Annotated in this window: 15 protein-coding genes and 1 rRNA gene; 4 read left to right on the top strand and 12 right to left on the bottom strand. The window is 67.2% G+C overall.

The window, feature by feature from the left end; translation table 11 throughout:
• Positions 1-467 (bottom strand): 16S ribosomal RNA (locus H3O04_RS11120); the annotation flags it as partial.
• A 201-nt stretch (positions 468-668) separates the two neighbouring features.
• Between H3O04_RS11120 and H3O04_RS11115 the strand changes: the two genes are divergently transcribed.
• Positions 669-875 carry a hypothetical protein gene (locus tag H3O04_RS11115; RefSeq protein ID WP_202587674.1) on the top strand — a complete coding sequence of 69 codons (207 nt, stop codon included), beginning with the start codon at positions 669-671 and terminating at the stop codon, positions 873-875.
• 99 nt (positions 876-974) lie between these two features.
• On the opposite strand, the gene H3O04_RS11110 is transcribed toward H3O04_RS11115, so the two are convergent.
• Genes H3O04_RS11110 through phnS form a run of 7 tightly spaced genes read right to left on the bottom strand, consistent with a single transcriptional unit; the run spans position 975 to position 8,269 of the window.
• A complete protein-coding gene (locus H3O04_RS11110; protein WP_202587673.1) occupies positions 975-1,529 on the bottom strand; it encodes a phosphonate degradation HD-domain oxygenase in 555 nt (184 codons plus the stop codon).
• A 4-nt stretch (positions 1,530-1,533) separates the two neighbouring features.
• Positions 1,534-2,988 (bottom strand): phosphonoacetaldehyde dehydrogenase, encoded by a 1,455-nt coding sequence (gene phnY / locus H3O04_RS11105; RefSeq protein ID WP_006480497.1) that lies wholly within the window; start codon positions 2,986-2,988, stop codon positions 1,534-1,536.
• The gene (gene phnA / locus H3O04_RS11100) at positions 2,985-4,295 is read right to left on the bottom strand and encodes a phosphonoacetate hydrolase (RefSeq protein ID WP_124476257.1); all 1,311 of its coding nucleotides are present in this window, start codon (positions 4,293-4,295) and stop codon (positions 2,985-2,987) included. Before phnA ends, phnY begins: the two co-directional genes overlap by 4 nt.
• Complete coding sequence (phnV, locus tag H3O04_RS11095; protein ID WP_023477046.1) at positions 4,292-5,152, bottom strand: 2-aminoethylphosphonate ABC transport system, membrane component PhnV; 861 nt, start codon at positions 5,150-5,152, stop codon at positions 4,292-4,294. The genes phnA and phnV overlap by 4 nt, the downstream gene beginning before the upstream one ends.
• A complete protein-coding gene (gene phnU, locus H3O04_RS11090) occupies positions 5,142-6,062 on the bottom strand; it encodes a 2-aminoethylphosphonate ABC transporter permease subunit (protein ID WP_202587672.1) in 921 nt (306 codons plus the stop codon). The genes phnV and phnU overlap by 11 nt, the downstream gene beginning before the upstream one ends.
• Positions 6,040-7,143: a 2-aminoethylphosphonate ABC transport system ATP-binding subunit PhnT gene (gene phnT, locus H3O04_RS11085; RefSeq protein ID WP_006480494.1), complete on the bottom strand. Its 1,104-nt coding sequence runs from the start codon at positions 7,141-7,143 to the stop codon at positions 6,040-6,042. The genes phnU and phnT overlap by 23 nt, the downstream gene beginning before the upstream one ends.
• A gap of 34 nt (positions 7,144-7,177) precedes the next feature.
• Positions 7,178-8,269, bottom strand: coding sequence for a 2-aminoethylphosphonate ABC transporter substrate-binding protein (phnS, locus tag H3O04_RS11080; RefSeq protein ID WP_011546897.1), 1,092 nt, complete (start codon positions 8,267-8,269; stop codon positions 7,178-7,180).
• A 261-nt stretch (positions 8,270-8,530) separates the two neighbouring features.
• Here phnS and H3O04_RS11075 point away from each other — a divergent pair, with 261 nt between their 5' ends.
• Positions 8,531-9,640 carry a 2-aminoethylphosphonate--pyruvate transaminase gene (locus H3O04_RS11075; RefSeq protein WP_202587671.1) on the top strand — a complete coding sequence of 370 codons (1,110 nt, stop codon included), beginning with the start codon at positions 8,531-8,533 and terminating at the stop codon, positions 9,638-9,640.
• 102 nt (positions 9,641-9,742) lie between these two features.
• Here H3O04_RS11075 and H3O04_RS11070 read toward each other — a convergent pair whose 3' ends face one another.
• From H3O04_RS11070 to aroQ, 3 genes are read right to left on the bottom strand one after another with little or no spacing between them, the layout of a single operon-like run.
• Positions 9,743-11,086 (bottom strand): MFS transporter, encoded by a 1,344-nt coding sequence (locus H3O04_RS11070; RefSeq protein ID WP_202587670.1) that lies wholly within the window; start codon positions 11,084-11,086, stop codon positions 9,743-9,745.
• Between the two features lie 33 nt (positions 11,087-11,119).
• Entirely contained in the window at positions 11,120-11,974 is an 855-nt protein-coding gene (locus H3O04_RS11065; protein ID WP_006480490.1) for a shikimate dehydrogenase, read from the bottom strand.
• A complete protein-coding gene (gene aroQ, locus H3O04_RS11060) occupies positions 11,971-12,426 on the bottom strand; it encodes a type II 3-dehydroquinate dehydratase (RefSeq protein WP_006489476.1) in 456 nt (151 codons plus the stop codon). Before aroQ ends, H3O04_RS11065 begins: the two co-directional genes overlap by 4 nt.
• A gap of 257 nt (positions 12,427-12,683) precedes the next feature.
• Here aroQ and H3O04_RS11055 point away from each other — a divergent pair, with 257 nt between their 5' ends.
• Together H3O04_RS11055 and H3O04_RS11050 are read left to right on the top strand one after the other, a co-directional pair.
• The gene (locus H3O04_RS11055) at positions 12,684-14,576 is read left to right on the top strand and encodes a bifunctional sugar phosphate isomerase/epimerase/4-hydroxyphenylpyruvate dioxygenase family protein (RefSeq protein WP_011546893.1); all 1,893 of its coding nucleotides are present in this window, start codon (positions 12,684-12,686) and stop codon (positions 14,574-14,576) included.
• Positions 14,577-14,858: 282 nt separating this feature from the next.
• Entirely contained in the window at positions 14,859-15,122 is a 264-nt protein-coding gene (locus H3O04_RS11050) for a hypothetical protein (protein WP_006489463.1), read from the top strand.
• A 77-nt stretch (positions 15,123-15,199) separates the two neighbouring features.
• Here H3O04_RS11050 and H3O04_RS11045 read toward each other — a convergent pair whose 3' ends face one another.
• Positions 15,200-15,994 (bottom strand): AraC family transcriptional regulator, encoded by a 795-nt coding sequence (locus tag H3O04_RS11045; protein ID WP_006480487.1) that lies wholly within the window; start codon positions 15,992-15,994, stop codon positions 15,200-15,202.
• Positions 15,995-16,284: the final 290 nt, after the last annotated feature.

Here is a 16,284-nt window from a genome sequence, read left to right as displayed (position 1 = left end):
CTGTATTAGAGCCAAGGATTTCTTTCCGGACAAAAGTGCTTTACAACCCGAAGGCCTTCTTCACACACGCGGCATTGCTGGATCAGGCTTTCGCCCATTGTCCAAAATTCCCCACTGCTGCCTCCCGTAGGAGTCTGGGCCGTGTCTCAGTCCCAGTGTGGCTGGTCGTCCTCTCAGACCAGCTACTGATCGTCGCCTTGGTAGGCCTTTACCCCACCAACTAGCTAATCAGCCATCGGCCAACCCTATAGCGCGAGGCCCGAAGGTCCCCCGCTTTCATCCGTAGATCGTATGCGGTATTAATCCGGCTTTCGCCGGGCTATCCCCCACTACAGGACATGTTCCGATGTATTACTCACCCGTTCGCCACTCGCCACCAGGTGCAAGCACCCGTGCTGCCGTTCGACTTGCATGTGTAAGGCATGCCGCCAGCGTTCAATCTGAGCCAGGATCAAACTCTTCAGTTTAAACCTGTTACTGTTTTCGGTTCAGTTAAGAACCGGTCGCTCACTCAAAGCTGACAGGAATATGAATCACTTCATAAACCTGACTTACTTTAGTGTGAGACTCTTGATACTTTCGCTATCTGATCCGAGGATCAGCTCGCTACCATCAAGCGCCCACACTTATCGGCTGTTAATTTTTAAAGAGCGTTTCTGCGAGGAATCTTGAACCCCTCAGCAGCGCTGCGTTTTCAGCAGCAGAGAAGCGAGATTATGAACCGTGTTTCGCAGCTCGTCAACAACTTTCTGAACGACTTCGTTGCGACTGCGGGGCTCAACGTCCGTACCGCCGAGGCTCGCTATCGCCGAACCTCAACAGCACTGCTTCCCTTCCTCCCGCGCCGCGTTTCCGTTGGCGCGAAAGAGGCGTGATTCTATGCACCCGCCAGCGATCGCGCAAGGGGTTTCGCGAAAAATATAAGGCGCCGCACGCTGCCGCGTGCGGCGCCTTATATAGAAGCAGCCGAACCGTCAGGAGGCCGCACGCACCTGGCGCGCGACGATCTCCATATAGTGATCGAGATCCGGCGTCAGCTTGCCTTCCTCCTTCGCCGTATCGTCCCAGCGGCGCAGGCGCAGCGCGTCCTCCGCGAACGGGCGCCGCAGGAACGCCACCGCCTCCTCTTCGCTGAAGATGCCGCCCTGCAACCCCAGACTGCGCACCGAGTCCGGCGACAGGCTCTCGAAGTAGCCGGCATCCGTGCGGCACAGGCAGCGCTTCGCGTCGACATGCAGCCGGATCGGCTCCAGCACCGCATGGGAAAACAACGGCCGCAGGAACGGCAGCACGTAGTACTGATGCAGATCGTCGATCCCGCGCGCGCTCGGCGTGTCGCCCTGGCGGTTCAGCAGATGGCCGAGGTCATGCAGGAACGCCGCCGCGACCAGCGCTTCGTCCGCCCCGGACTCCTCCGCCAGCAATCCGCTCTGCAATGCATGTTCGAGCTGCGTGACCGGTTCGCCGCTATAGTCCACATGTCCATGCTCGCGATACAGCCCGTGGATCTCTTCCACCGTCAGCGCCATTCGTTCACTCCCAAGGCAGCGAAAACGTCTTCAGGTTCGTAAAGCTCTTCATCGCCTCCTGGACGCCTTCCTTGTAACCGAGCCCCGAATCCTTGATCCCGCCGAACGGCGACAGTTCGATCCGGTATCCCGGCACTTCCCACACGTTCACCGTGCCGACCTTCAGCTCGTTCACGAACCGCACGACCGCCGCCGTACTGTCCGTACAGACACCCGACGACAGCCCGAACGCCGTGCCGTTGCTGATCCGGATCGCGTCGTCGATCGTATCGAAAGCGATGACGGGCGACACGGGGCCGAAGGTCTCCTCGCGCACGATCGTCATCGACGGATCGACGTTGTCGAGCACGGTCGGCGCATACAGCGCACCGCGCCGCACGTTGCCGGTCAGCAGGCGCGCGCCCTGCGCGACCGCCTCGTTCACCCGTACCTCGAACAGCCGCGCCGCCGTCTCGTCGATCACCGTGCCCATTTCGTTCGCGGGATCGAACGGATCGCCGTATTTCCATGCGCGCGTCTTCTCGACGAGCAATTCGGTGAACGCGGGCGCGATCGAGCGCTGCACCAGCATCCGCTTGACGGCCGTACAGCGCTGGCCCGAATTCCGGTACGAGCCGAGCACCGCCAGCGATGCCGCGCGGTCGAGATCGGCATCGGCCAGGACGATCAGCGGATCGTTGCCGCCCAGCTCCAGCACGATGCGCCGGTAGCCGGCCCGCGCGGCGATCGCCTTGCCGATCGCGACGCCGCCCGTGAAGGTAATCAGCGACGCATGCGGATGCGTGACGAGTTCGTCCGCGATTTCGACAGGGTCGCCGGTCAGCACCTGCAGCATCGGTTCCGGCAGCCCGGCTTCATACAGCAAGTCGGCCAGATAGAACGCCGACAGCGGCACCTTCTCCGACGGTTTCACGATCACGCGGTTATTGGTCGCGATCGCCGGCGCGATCTTGTGCGCGACCTGGTTCATCGGATGATTGAACGGCGTGATCGCGACGATCACACCGTCGAGCGGCTGGCGCTGCGAGAACACGCGCCGCGCCTTGCCGTGGGGCGTCAGATCGCACGAGAAACTCTGCGCGTCGTCGCGCAGCGCCTCGACCGCCGCGAACTTCAGCACGTCGGCGACGCGGCCGATCTCGTAGCGCGAATCCTGTTTCGACAGCCCCGACTCGAGCGTGATCAGGTCGGACGCTTCCTCGGTGCGCTCGCGCAGCAGCGCGGCCGCACGTTCGAGAATCTGCGAGCGCGCGTACCGCGTGAGCGTCGGCCGATAGGCCATCGCGTAATCGAACGCCGCGCGCACGTCGTCGACGCTGGCGAGCGGTGCGGTGCCGACGCGCGTGCCCGTGTACGGGTCCGTGACGTCGAGCGTGCGTTCGCGCATCGCGTGCGTGCCGCACCAGCGCAACGCCTCGGCACGAAACGACGGATGATCCTGCCGCGGATGAGCCATCATGTCGCGATCCGGTTCAACACGAAATCGAACACGTCGAAGTTGCGCGGGCGACGTGCGGGATCGTCCCGCTCGATACGGCGATTGAACAGCAGCGGCACTTCCTGCTCGGATACGCCGCCATGCGAACGCAACGGCACCGTGAGCCCCGACAGATCGTGTTCGCGCTCGCGGGTGCCGAGCGTCATGTCGCGGCGGCCGATCACGACGAGATCGCCGATCCGGTCGGCCGGCAGTTCGAAACGAGCGGCAGCTTCCGCGTTGTCGAGCACGAGCTCGACGCCGTCGAGTCCGCCGACGCGCCACATCGCCTCGGCCCGGTCGACGCCCGGCGCCAGGTAGATCGTCGCAAACGAACCGAGCGCCCCGTGATGCACGACGTACGGATCGGTAATCGGCAGGATCACGCGCGCAGCCTGCTTGCCGTACCAGCCGTCGAAGGCATCCTGCAGATAGATCACGTTCGGCCGGCCCGTCGCCGGATCGTGCTTCGCGTTCATCCCGTGGTCGGCCGTGAGGCCGATCGCCCAGCCAAGCGCGTCGAGCTGCGCGAGGTAGCCGTCCATCATCGCGTAGAACGCGTTCGCGCCGGCACTGCCCGGCTCGCACTTGTGCTGCACGTAGTCGGTGGTCGACAGGTACATCAGGTCGACCTGCCGCGTCTGCGCGAGCCGGACGCCGGCCGCGAACACGAATTCGGACAACGCCGCGCTATAGACGTCCGGCGACGGCAGGCCGACCCAGTCGAGCACGCCGACGATACCGTTTTCCGCGAGATTGGCCTGCGCGGCCTTCTCGGCCGAAAAGCAGATGCCGTTCAATTGCCAGCCGAGCAGCCGGCGCAGCTTGTCCTTCGCGGTCACGACGGCCACCCGCGCGCCGGCGTCGGACGCCGCCGCGAGCAACGTGCCGGCCCGCAGGTAGGCCGGGTCGTTCATCATGACTTCGGCGCCGCGCCCGCCGTCGGCGGTCGGGTCCCAGAAATAGTTGCCGCAGATGCCGTGGACCGACGGCGGCACGCCGCAGACGATCGACAGGTTGTTCGGGTTGGTGAAGGTCGGCACGACGCAATCGGCGCGCCATGCGGTGCCTTCCGCGATCATCCGGCCGATGAACGGCGCAACGCCGGCTTCCACCGCGCATTCGAGATAGTCGTACTCGCAGCCGTCGACACAGATGACAACGGTCGGGTCCACCGGCAACCGGTAGCGCCGGCCGTTGACGTCGATCGAGCGTCCCGCGAGATCCGACGAACCCTTGCCGGCGGCCGGTTGCTCGCCGGGGAGCCGCAACGCGAACGCGGCGTTCATGATGCCGCCCGCTTGCCGCGCGGCACGCGCGCGGCGATCAGCAGCAGCGCCGCGAGCGACGCGCCGAGCATCAGCAGCGACAGCGCCGAGGCGGGCAGGTAGTAACCGCGCTCCACCTGGCCGATCACGACGATCGGCACGGTCGCGAAGCCGGGCGGATACACCGTCAGCGTTGCGCCGAGCTCGCCGAGCGACAGCGCGAAGCCGAGCGCGAGGCTCGCGCGCAGCGCCGGCACGAGCTGCGGCAGCAGCACGCGGCGCAACACCATCGCGGGCGGCGCACCAAGGCTCGCGGCGGCTTCGCGCAGCACGGTCAGTTCCGGGCGCAGCGCGGCGGCCGCGCAGCGATAGCAGAACGGCAGAATCAGCGCGAGCTGCACCAGCACGACGATCGCCGCCGAGCTCGACAGGTCGAGCGGCTTCTGGTGATACGCGATCAGCACCGCGAGCCCGAGCACGACGCTCGGCACGCCGTTCGGCACCATCACGAGCGCGTCGACGAGCGCGCCCAAGCCGCGCCGGTCGCGCCCTTCGAGCGCGAGCGCCAGCCACAGCCCGAGGATCGTGCCGAGCGCCGATACGCCGAAGCCGATTTCGAGGCTGGTCAGCAGCGCGTCGTATTCCGGCGAGCCGAGCCGCTCGAACCAGCGCAGGCTGTAGCCGGCCGGCAGAATCGTGCCCGACCATTGCGTCGACACGCTCGACAGCGCGACGACGACGACCGGCAGCACGAACAGCCAGAAGCACGCGAATGCGGCCAGCGCGAGCGCGGCGCGCGACGCATGCTTGAGCAGCGCGTCGGTCCAGCCGGGCGGGTGACGCGGCACGGCCTGCCCGATACGGAATTCAGCGGACATCGTTCCCTCCCGTCGCACGCCGGTTCACCCGGCGATAAACCGCATACAGCGCCAGCGACAGCGTCAACATCACGACCGCGCCGGCCGACGCGGTCGGCAGGTCGAGATCGACGGTCGCGCTGCTGTAGATCGCGACCGGCAGCGTGACGAGCCGCGCGCTGCCGAGCACAAGCAGGATGCCGAACTCGTTCAGCGTCAGCAGAAAGCACAGCACGGTGCCGGCGGCGATGCCCGGCCATGCGATCGGCAGCACGACGCGGCGCGCGAGCATCCAGCCGGACGCGCCGAGGCTGCGCGCGGCTTCGATCAGCCGCAGGTCGAGCGTCGCGAACGACGCGAGCGTCGGCCGCACGACGAACGGCGTGTAGAACACGGTCTGCGCGAGAATCACGCCGCCGATGCCGAACAGAAAGTCGAGCGGCGGATTCTCGAGATGGAACAGGTGCTGCAGCGCGATGCTGATCGAGCCCTGCGAGCCGTACAGGAAGATCAGCGTGAACGCGACGAGGAACGACGGAAACGCGACGTACAGCTCCAGGAAGCGCGTAACGAGCGACGCGCCCGGGAACGGCCGGAAGAACAGCAGCGCGGCCAGCAGCACGCCGAGCACCGACGCTGTGCCGGCGCTCGCGAACAGCACGCCGAGCGTCGTCAGCAGCACGTTGCGCGTGTCGGGATTGCCGAAGAAGGTGCGGTACGCGGCGAAACTCAGCCCGTGATCGCCCGACACGCTCAGCAGCACGAGCCGCACCAGCGGATAGACGACGAGCGGGCCCAGCACGACGATCGCCAACGCGGCCAGGTGCAGGTCGCCCACGCGCCTGCGGCGCCGCGCGGCGGCGGCGTGTGCGGCGGCCGACGCGAGCACGTGCGGCGGCAGGCCGGCTTCAGGGCTCGATAAGGACGACATCGTCTGCCTCGCAATGCAGGGACACGCGCGCACCGCGCTCGGGAGCCGCGCCGCGGCCGCGTTGCATCGTGACGCGCACGGGCTCGTCGGGCGCCGCGTCGATCACGACCGCGATCGACAGATCCGCGCCCTGCCATTCGACCGACGACACGGTGCCGTGCAGGCCGCCCGCCGCGGGCGGCATCACGGTGAGACGCTCGGGGCGTACGCACGCGACCTTGTCGCGCACCTCGTGGCGCGGATCGCCGAGCGGAAAGATCACGTGCGGCGGCAGCAGGTTCGCCGGGCCGAGATAGCGCGCGACGTAGCCGTCCCGCGGCGCGTCGTACAACTGTTGCGGCGTGCCGAGCTGCGCGATGTGGCCGTCGCGCATCAGCAGCGCGCGGTCGGACAGCACGAGCGCATCGTCGCGGTCGTGCGTCACGCAGACGACGGTCAGGTTCGGCAGGCGCTCGTGCAGCGCCTTCAGTTCGCTGCGCACCGACGCGCGCAGGTTGGCGTCGAGCGCCGACAGCGGCTCGTCGAGCAGCAGCACGTCGGGCTCGATCACGAGCGCGCGGGCCAGCGCGACGCGTTGCTGCATCCCGCCCGACAGTTGCGCCGGCAGATGGTGGCCCGTGTCGCCGAGCTGCACGAGCTTGAGCGCATCGGCGACGCGGCGCGTCACTTCCGACGACGCCATGCCGCGTGCGCGCAGCCCGAATGCGACGTTCTCGAACACCGACAGGTGCGGAAACAGCGCGTAATTCTGGAACAGCAGACCGAGATTGCGCTTGTGCGGCGGCGCATGGGTCAGGTCGCGTCCGGCCACGGTCAGCGTGCCGGTCAGGCCGTCGGCCTTCACGAACCCGGCGATGAAGCGCAGCAGCGTGGTCTTGCCGCAGCCGCTCTTGCCGAGCACGGTCAGAAATTCACCGGCGCCGATCGACAGCGACAGATCTTCCAGCACCGTGCGTGCGCCGTAGCGCACGCTCAGATGCTCGATCTGCACGCCGCCCGGCGCGCCGGACCGCAGCGTCGCGTGCGGTTCGGCGGCGCCGAATGCGCCGGGATGGGTCAGGGTGGTGTCCACCGGGTTCATCCTCTTGCTCGCTGATACAGGCGGCGTGCGCCGGTCACTTCGGCTTGACGACGTCGAGCTGCTTGCCCGAGCTGCCGATCACGTCCTTCTTCCAGCGCTCGATCCATTCCGGCTTCTTCGCCATCACCTGGGTCCAGTCGACCGGAATCAGCTTCACGCCCGCGATCGCCTTCTTGACCGCTTCGCCGTTCTTGCCGGCCAGCGGCACGTCGGTACGGCCCGGGATGCCGTACATGTCCGGCACCTTCGACTGCACTTCCGTCGACATCAGGTAGTCGATCAGCTTCCTGCCGGCGTCCTGATTCGGGCCGCTCTTGATCAGGCCGATGCCGTACGGGAGCTGAAACGTGGTCGGCTGGTCGCCGGCCTTCGCGGCCAGGAAGATCGGCTTGACGGACAGCGCGCCGTGTTCGGCGTCGTCGAGATCCATCTGCAGATCGCCGTTCGCGACGCTGATCTCGTTACGCGACAGCAGCACGTTCAGGTAGCCGGTGCCCTTCGTGTGGAACTTCACGCTCTGCGACAGCTTCGCGAGGTAGTCGAACGCCTTGTCCTCGCCCATCAGCGACGTCGTCAGGATCAGCACGGCCATCCCGTCGCCGGCCGTGGCCGGGTTCGAGTACGCGACCTTGCCGGCATAGCTGGGCGACAGCAGGTCGGCGAACGTCTTCGGCTGGTTCTTCACGACGTCCGGGTTGATCGCGAAGGAGAAGTAGTTGTTCACGAAGGTCGCCCACGTGCCGTCCTCGGCCTTCGCGATGGCCGGCACGTTCTTGTAGTTCACGCTCTGGTACGGCTGCAGCAGGCCCATCTGGCCGGCTTGCTGGATGAACGGCGGCAACGTGACGATCACGTCGGCCTTCGGGGAATTCTTCTCGATGTTCGCGCGGTTCACCACCTCGCCGCTGCCCGCCGTCACGATGTTGACCTTCACGCCTTCCTTCTTCTCGAAAGCCGGCAGCACATCGCGATAGAGGTTCTCGAGGCCGTCCGCCGTGTACAGCACGACCGCGTTCGCCGCATGCGCCGGCATCGCGGCGCCTTGCAGCAGACCGGCGGCGCACGCGGCCAGCGCGAGCTTGCGGAACGCGCCGGCAGCGGCGCGCGAGGGTTTCTGCAGTGTCATCTCACTTCTCCGTAGGCGGAACACCAAACGGCCGGGGCACGATCCGGCTCTCCTGTTATCTCCGGGCAGGCCGCTGGACGGCCCGCCACGCTACCGCGCTCAGGCTGGGTGTCGCGCGGCAACCGAAGGATCACAGCGTTCGATGACAAAGCCGTGACGAATGCCACAATTTCCAAAAAATGACACATTTTGCCACTATCATGCAAGTCATTCAGACATGCCGTCCGGTGTTTCGTCCACCCTTTGCTGGAGATAAAAGCCATGCCCGACCCGATCCTGCTCACGCCCGGCCCGCTCACCACGTCCGCCACGACACGCCATGCAATGCAACATGACTGGGGGTCGTGGGACACTGCTTTCAATCAGTTGACGGCCAGCGTCTGCGCGGATCTCGTCGCCATCGCGCATGGCGGAGACGAGTACGTGTGCGTGCCGATGCAGGGCAGCGGCACGTTCTCGGTCGAAGCCGCGCTCGGCACGCTGGTGCCGCGCGACGGCGTCGTGCTGGTGCCCGACAACGGCGCGTATTGCGCGCGCATCCTGAAGATTCTCGGCCGGCTCGGCATCGACGCGATCGCGTTGCCGTTCGGCGAGGACGCGGCCGTCGACGCGGCGGCCGTCGAGGCCGCGTTCGCGCGCGAGCCGCGCATCACGCACGTCGCGCTCGTGCACCTGGAAACGAGCGCCGGAATCCTGAATCCGCTCGACGCGATCGCGGCCGCATGCCGGCGGCACGGCAAGCGGCTGATCGTCGATGCGATGAGTTCGTTCGGCGCGCTGCCGATCGCGCTGGCGGACAGCGGCATCGACGCGCTGATCTCGGCCAGCGGCAAATGTCTCGAAGGGGTGCCGGGGATGGGGTTCGCGATCGTCCGGCGCGACGCGCTCGACGCGAGCGAGGGCAACTCGCCGTCGCTCGCGCTCGACCTCCACGATCAGTACGCGTATCTGCGCAAGACGGGGCAATGGCGCTTCACACCGCCGACGCACGTGATTGCCGCGCTGCGCGCCGCGCTCGACCAGTACCTCGCCGAAGGCGGCCAGCCGGCGCGGGGCGCACGTTATGCGGACAACTGCCGGACACTGGTCGACTCGATGCGCGCGCTCGGCTTCGTGCCGTTCCTCGACGCGAGCGTGCAGGCGCCGGTCATCGTCACGTTTCACGCGCCCGACCATCCGGCCTACGATTTCCGCCGCTTCTACGACGCGGTGCGCGGCGCGGGCTTCATCCTGTATCCGGGCAAGCTCACGCGGCTCGAGACGTTCCGCGTCGGCTGCATCGGCGCGATCGATGCGGGCGATATCCGGCGTGCGGTCGCCGCGATCGCGGCCGCGGTCGAATCGCTCGGCATCGCGATGCAGCCCGCATGAAGCGGGGTGCATGCCGGCCCGCCCGCCGGCGCCCGCAAACAAAAAAGCCCGGCGGCCGATTGGCCGCCGGGCGAACGCACCGAATGTGCGGGGAACCAGTGCTTACAGCTCGATCCGCTTGATGTCGCCGACGACGAAGATGTACGACAGCGCACCGACCAGCGCGATCACGCCGATGAACACGAGCGCGCCGACGAACGAGCCGGTCGACGCGACGATGAAGCCGACGACGAGCGGCGTGATGATGCCGGCGAGGTTCGCCGCGAAGTTGAAGATGCCGCCCGTCACGCCGAGCAGGCCATCCGGTGCGATATCAGACACGAGCGTCCAGCCGAGTGCGGCCATGCCCTGCGCGAAGAATGCAACCGACATGATCGCGATCACCGCTTCGTTGCTCTGCACGTAGTTCGCGAGAATGATCGTCGACGCGAGCAGCAGGCCCGCGATGATCGGCAGCTTGCGTGCGAGGTTCGCGGACTTGCCGCGGCGCAGCAGCCAGTCGGAGAAGATCCCGCCGAACATCACGCCGACCGACGCGGCGATGAACGGCATCACCGCGAAGAAGCCGATCTTCAGCCAGCCCATGTGGCGTTCGGTTGCCAGATAGGTCGGGAACCAGGTCAGGAAGAACACGAGCGTCGAGTTGCCGGCGAACTGGCCGAGGCAGATGCCCGCGAGCTGGCGCTTCTTCACCAGCTGGCCGACCATCGACCAGCTGAACCGGGCCTGCGCCCGCTTGTCGCCCTTGTCGCCGCTCTTGTGCGCGCCGTGAACGAGACCGCCGCCCGCTTCGATGTACGCGAGTTCCTCGGAGTTCGCGCCCGGATGGTTGCGCGGCTCGTGGTAGAACTTCCACCAGATCAGGCCGAACGCAATGCCGACCGCGCCCACGACCCAGAACAGCGAGCGCCAGCCGAACGCGCCCATCAGCGCGAACAGCACCGGGCTGAAGAACGCGAGGCCGATGTATTCGCCGACGGTATAGGTACCCGTCGCCATCGCGCGTTCGTTCTGCGGGAACCACGTCGCGACGACGCGGCTGTTGGTCGGGAAGCACGGCGCTTCCGTCACGCCGAGACCGAGCCGGCACGCGAGCAGCGTCGCGACACCCGGCACGAAGCCTTGGAGGAACGTGCACAGCGACCACAGCGTCATCGACCAGTAATAGGTGACCTTGCTGCCGAAGCGGTCGAGGAACAGGCCGCCGGGCACCTGCATCGCCACGTACGTCCACGAAAACGCGGAGAACATGATGCCCATCACGGCCGCATTGATGCCGAGCTCCTTGGTGAGCTGCGGCGCAGCCACGCCCAGCACGGTGCGGTCGAGATAGTTGATCATCGTGCCGATCGCGAGCAGCGCGAGGATCTTGTAGCGCGCCGACGTGCGCCGGACCGTGCCGGCCGCCTGCGCCGGCGCGGCGCTCGTGTGGGTGGTGTGCTGCATGGTCGTCTCCTGGTCTCTTTGTCTGTAAGGGGGTCAGCGCGCGACGAGCGACTGAAAGTGACTGAACATCCGCTCGGCGTCGGGCGTGCGTCCGGTGAAGAGCTCGAACGCGTCGACGGCCTGGTACACGGCCATCCCGCCGCCCGGCAGCGTGGCGCAGCCGGCCGCGCGCGCGGCGTGGATCAGTTCGGTTTCGAGCGGGAAATACACGATGTCGGCCACCCACATGCCCGCGTGGAGCAGGTCGGCCGGCAGCGGCAGGCCCGGATGCTTGACCATGCCGGTCGGCGTGCAGTGGATCAGGCCGGTCGCGGCGCGCATCGCGGCCGCGAGATCGCTGCCCGGCGTGACCCGGGCAGCGGGGAAGCGTTGCTGCAATTCGCCCGCCAGCGCGGTGGCGCGCGTGCCGTCGACGTCGACAATCGTCAGTTCGGCCGCGCCCATCTGCAGCGCCGCGTGCGCGACGGCCGCGCCCGCGCCGCCCGCACCGAGCTGGACGACGCGTTCGAGCGACGCGCCGGGCAGCCCGCGGCTGAACGATTTCGCGAAACCCGACCAGTCGGTGTTGTGGCCGATCCGCTTGCCGTCCTTGAACAGCACGGTGTTCACCGCGCCGAGCGCGCGCGCGTCGTCCGACAGCGCGTCGAGGTGCTCGATCACGCGCTGCTTGCACGGGTGCGTGATGTTCAGCCCGTTGTAGCCCATCCGCTGCGCGGCGTCGAGCAGCTGCGGCAGCGCGTCGGCGGTCACGCCGAGCACATCGAGATCGATGCGCCGGTACACGTAGCCGAAACCCTGGCGGAACCCTTCTTCCTCGTGCATCGCGGGCGACAGCGAACCGCCGATGCCCTGGCCGATCAGGCCGATCAGAAACGACGGGCGGCTCATCGGGCGGCTCCCTGCGCGAACAGCGTCGCCAGGCGCTGCAGCGCGAACACGTAGCCTTCGGTGCCGCAGCCGCAGATCACGGCTTCGGCAATCGCCGAGATATACGAATGGTGGCGAAATGCCTCGCGGCGATGGACGTTCGAGATATGCACTTCGATCACCGGCTTCGCGATCGCGGAAAGCGCGTCGGCCAGCGCCACCGACGTATGCGTATAGGCGGCCGGATTGATCACGATGCCGTGCGTGTCGTGACGCGCGGCATGCAGCCAGTCGATCAGTTGATGCTCGGCGTTCGACTGGCGGAACTCGATTTCCAGCCCGAGCCCTTCCGCCGCCGTGCGGCAGCGCTGCTCGAGATCGGCGAGCGTTTCCGCGCCGTAGATATGGGGCTCGCGCGTGCCCAGCAGATTGAGGTTCGGGCCGTTCAGCACCAGCACCTTGTGCTTGCTCATCGTGTTTCTGCTCCTGAAACAGGGGCGGACCACGATCGGCACCGCCCCGAAGACATCGGAATTTGGCGCTAGTGTGCGCCCGCGCAAGCGGGCTGTCTTTTCGGGTTTTCGCTAATTTGTACCATCTAGTTAGTTTGTACAATACCGATGACTAGCCTAGTAAATTCGGGATATGGCGCGCGCGTCGAACTCAACGACTGGTTCATTCAGGGTCGGTTCGACCGGCGTCGTGCCCCGCTCATCCGCAGGAATCGCCCATGCAGCGCTCGATCGCCACCGTCTCCCTGTCCGGCACGCTCGCCGAGAAGCTCGCCGCCGTCCAGGCCGCGGGCTTCGACGGCGTCGAAATCTTCGAAAACGACCTCGTCTACTTCGACGGATCGCCGGCCGACGTCCGGCGCATGGCCGCCGATCTCGGCCTCGACATCGTGCTGTTCCAGCCGTTTCGCGACTTCGAGGGCGTGAGCCCGGCCCAGCTCGCGCGCAATCTCGACCGGATCAAGCGCAAGTTCGACGTGATGCATGCGCTCGGCACCGACCGCATCCTCGTCTGCAGCAGCGTGGCGGCCGATACGATCGCCGACGACGGGTTGCTCGTCGACCAGCTCGGCGTGCTCGCCGAAGCCGCCCGGCAGGCTGGCGTGGTGGCCGCATACGAAGCGCTCGCGTGGGGCCGCGTCGTGAAGCGGTACGGCCACGCGTGGAAGCTCGTGAACGCGGTGAACAGCCCGCACCTCGGCCTCGCGCTCGACAGCTTCCACACGCTGTCGCTCGACGATTCGCCGGACGGGATCGCCGACATCCCCGGCGACCGGATCGCGTTCGTGCAGATCGCCGACGCGCCGAAGCTCGTGATGGACGTGCTCGAATGGAGCCGCCACTACCGCTCGTTCCCGGGCCAGGGCGACTTCGACCTGGCGCGCTTCACCGCGCGCGTGATCGAGTCGGGCTATACGGGCCCGCTGTCGCTCGAGATCTTCAACGACGGCTTCCGCGCGGCGCCGACCGCGCTCACGGCCGCCGACGGCCATCGCTCGCTGCTCTATCTGGAAGACCTGACGCGCGCGCGGCTCGCGCAGGAGGGCCGCGCGCCGGCCGCCAGCCAGCCGCTGTTCGCCCCGCCCGCGCCGCCCGCGCACGTCGGGTTCCAGTTCATCGAATTCGCGGTCGACGCGCAGGCGGCGGCGACCGTCGGCGAATGGCTCGGCCGGATGCGCTTCCGGCTCGCCGGCCGGCATCGCTCCAAGGACGTGACGCTGTTCCAGCACGGCGCCGCGTCGATCGTGCTCAACGCCGAGCGCGACTCGTTCGCCGATGCGTTCTTCCAGCAGCACGGGCTGTCGCTGTGCGCGTCCGCGTTCCGCGTCGACGATGCGAACGTGGCGTTCGAACGCGCGGCCGGCTTCGGCTATGCGCCGTTCTCCGGCCGGGTCGGGCCGAACGAGCGCGTGCTGCCGAGCGTGAAGGCGCCGGACGGCAGCCTCGAATATTTCGTCGACGAAGCGCCGGATACGCCGACGCTATATGAATCGGACTTCGTGCTGACCGACATCGACGGCCCGACCGAGGTCGGCCCGCTGACGGGCATCGATCACGTGTGCCTCGCGCTGCCGGCCGACGCGCTCGACACCTGGATCCTGTTCTTCAAGACGGCGTTCGGCTTCGAGGCCGAGCGCAGCTGGCTCGTGCCCGACCCGTACGGGCTGATGCGCAGCCGCGCGGTGCGCAGCGCCGACGGCTCGGTGCGGATCGCGCTGAACGCGTCGGTCGACCGTCACACGGCCGTCGCCGAATCGCTCGACCGCTATCACGGCACCGGGCTGAACCACGTCGCGTTCCGCACCGACGACATCGTGAAGACGGTTGCCGCCTTCGCAGCCGACGGCGTGCCGTTCCTGCGCATTCCGGCCAACTACTACGACGATCTCGCCGCGCGCTACGCGCTGCCGGACGAGCTGATCGACACGCTGAGCGCGCATCACCTGCTGTACGACCGCGACGAGCACGGCGGCGAATTCCTGCATGCGTATACGGAACTGGTCGACAACCGCTTCTCGCTCGAGATCGTCGAACGGCGCGGCGGGTACGACGGCTACGGCGCGGCGAATGCGGCCGTGCGGCTCGCCGCGCAGGCGCAGCGGCGAAAATAAGGACAGGACGCGGAGTTTGGGGCCGGACCGTGCTCGCGATTCGGCGATCGACGGGATGAGCCCCCCCCGCCCGCGCCATCGGGGTATATCGCGCCGCCGAGTACCGGCCCGCGCGGCCTGCCACGGTCGTGTCGGAAGCCGCGCTTCGCCTGACGTTACATGCCGTAACCCATACCGCAGTGCAGCATTGCGTCGCCCGCCCCCGTTTTAAGAATCGCTTAAGTCTTCGACGGCACCATCCGCAACCAGTACCCGATGGTTATCTCGAAAAGGAGGAAAGCGATGAGCGCCGTAGAAGCACCCGCGGGCCGCCCGGCCGCGCCCCCTGCAAAGAAGACGATGCTGCGCCGCCTGCTCAGTCATCACGAAATCGCGACGCTGCTCGTGCTGCTGCATGCACCGATCGGCGCGAACGCCAAACCCGAATTGCCCGCGCTGCAGGAAGCCGGCCTCGTCGAAATGGTCAAGCTCGACCCCGATACGGCCCCGAGCTTCCGGCTGACCGAAGACGGCACGGCCGTCCTGAAAGGGCTCGGTTACCGCTGAGCCGCCGCTTTCACCCTTTCCAGTTTCCCCGCCTTACCCCGATCCCTGCGACGCGCCGGCCACGCCGGCGAGTCGCGTCACCCCGCCCGCTCCTGCAGCATCAACCGGTATTCCGTCGGCGTCACGCCGACCGTCGCCTTGAACTGGCGCGTGAACGCGCTGTGATCCGTGTAGCCGCATAGCGCGGCGACGTCGGTCACCTTGTCGTGCGTGACGAGCAGCGCGGTGGCCGCGTCGAGCCGCGTCTTCAGCAGCACCTGGCGCGGCGTCAGGTGGAACACCTTGTGGAAGTAGCGTTCGAGCTGCGCGACCGACATGCCGGCCATCTGCGCGAGCTGCTTCAGGTTCAGCGGCTGCACGTAATGATCCTGGATGTGCTGGACCACGTCGGCGAGCCGGCTGTACGCCGGATGCGAGCCCTCGTGCGCCTTCAGGTCGCGCGAGATGCCCGCGAGACCCACCACCCCGCCCGCGGCGTCGCGCAGCGGCTCCTTGCAGGTCAGGCACCAGCCCGGCTGGCGACCCGGATACAGGTGCAGCTCGAGCTGATCCATCAACTGCTGGCCGGCGTTGATCGTCGCCATGTCCTGCTCGAAGTAACTGCGGCCGAAGCGGCGCGGAAACACCTCGTCGGCGGTCTTCCCCAGCAGGTCGCGCTTGTCCTTGTAGCCGCAGCGCATCGCCAGCGTGCGATTGACGAGCGCGTAGCGGCCGCTCGCATCCTTCACGAAGAACGCGACGTCCGGCAGCGCATCGAACACCGGTTCGAGCAGGCGGAAATGCGCGAGCATCGCGCCGAAATCGGCGTTGTCGGGCGGGTCGCGCAACGGGTCGGACAGGCTCATGGGCGGTACGGCAAGCAAGGTCGTCATCCCGGCAACCGCGAAGCGAGTGGCAGATGGCGTCGATTATAGGAGCGCCCCTTCGATCGCGTCGCGCCGAGCGCGGGGCGGGCAAGGCGGCAGCCGGTTGCATCGTGCGTCCCGTCGGTTACGTCGGTGAGCCGCAGAGGTTGTGCACGCAACCGCTTCGCAGCACCTGCGCGGCCGGCGGCCGTTGCGCTTGCGCCGTAGCCGGCGCAGCGCATCGGCACACCGGCACCACGCACCCGGACACGCCATCCTAAAAATGCCGGCGCCCCGCGTCTTGGCGGGTTTGCGCA

It is taken from the genome of Burkholderia sp. KCJ3K979, assembly GCF_016759955.1.
Classification (GTDB): Bacteria; Pseudomonadota; Gammaproteobacteria; order Burkholderiales; family Burkholderiaceae; genus Burkholderia; species Burkholderia orbicola.
The sequence above is the reverse complement of the archived record's forward strand: the minus strand, read 5'-3'. Positions and strand labels throughout refer to the sequence as shown.

Excerpts from the sequence above, each read along its gene's own strand:
- phnY (WP_006480497.1), bottom strand. The coding sequence starts at position 2,988 with ATGATGGCTCATCCGCGGCAGGATCATCCGTCGTTTCGTGCCGAGGCG.
- phnT (WP_006480494.1), bottom strand. The coding sequence starts at position 7,143 with ATGAACCCGGTGGACACCACCCTGACCCATCCCGGCGCATTCGGCGCC.
- H3O04_RS11070 (WP_202587670.1), bottom strand. The coding sequence starts at position 11,086 with ATGCAGCACACCACCCACACGAGCGCCGCGCCGGCGCAGGCGGCCGGC.
- phnS (WP_011546897.1), bottom strand. The coding sequence starts at position 8,269 with ATGACACTGCAGAAACCCTCGCGCGCCGCTGCCGGCGCGTTCCGCAAG.
- H3O04_RS11055 (WP_011546893.1), top strand. The coding sequence starts at position 12,684 with ATGCAGCGCTCGATCGCCACCGTCTCCCTGTCCGGCACGCTCGCCGAG.
- H3O04_RS11065 (WP_006480490.1), bottom strand. The coding sequence starts at position 11,974 with ATGAGCCGCCCGTCGTTTCTGATCGGCCTGATCGGCCAGGGCATCGGC.
- H3O04_RS11110 (WP_202587673.1), bottom strand. The coding sequence starts at position 1,529 with ATGGCGCTGACGGTGGAAGAGATCCACGGGCTGTATCGCGAGCATGGA.
- phnV (WP_023477046.1), bottom strand. The coding sequence starts at position 5,152 with ATGTCCGCTGAATTCCGTATCGGGCAGGCCGTGCCGCGTCACCCGCCC.
- H3O04_RS11045 (WP_006480487.1), bottom strand. The coding sequence starts at position 15,994 with ATGACGACCTTGCTTGCCGTACCGCCCATGAGCCTGTCCGACCCGTTG.
- phnA (WP_124476257.1), bottom strand. The coding sequence starts at position 4,295 with ATGAACGCCGCGTTCGCGTTGCGGCTCCCCGGCGAGCAACCGGCCGCC.
- H3O04_RS11050 (WP_006489463.1), top strand. The coding sequence starts at position 14,859 with ATGAGCGCCGTAGAAGCACCCGCGGGCCGCCCGGCCGCGCCCCCTGCA.
- H3O04_RS11075 (WP_202587671.1), top strand. The coding sequence starts at position 8,531 with ATGCCCGACCCGATCCTGCTCACGCCCGGCCCGCTCACCACGTCCGCC.
- phnU (WP_202587672.1), bottom strand. The coding sequence starts at position 6,062 with ATGTCGTCCTTATCGAGCCCTGAAGCCGGCCTGCCGCCGCACGTGCTC.
- aroQ (WP_006489476.1), bottom strand. The coding sequence starts at position 12,426 with ATGAGCAAGCACAAGGTGCTGGTGCTGAACGGCCCGAACCTCAATCTG.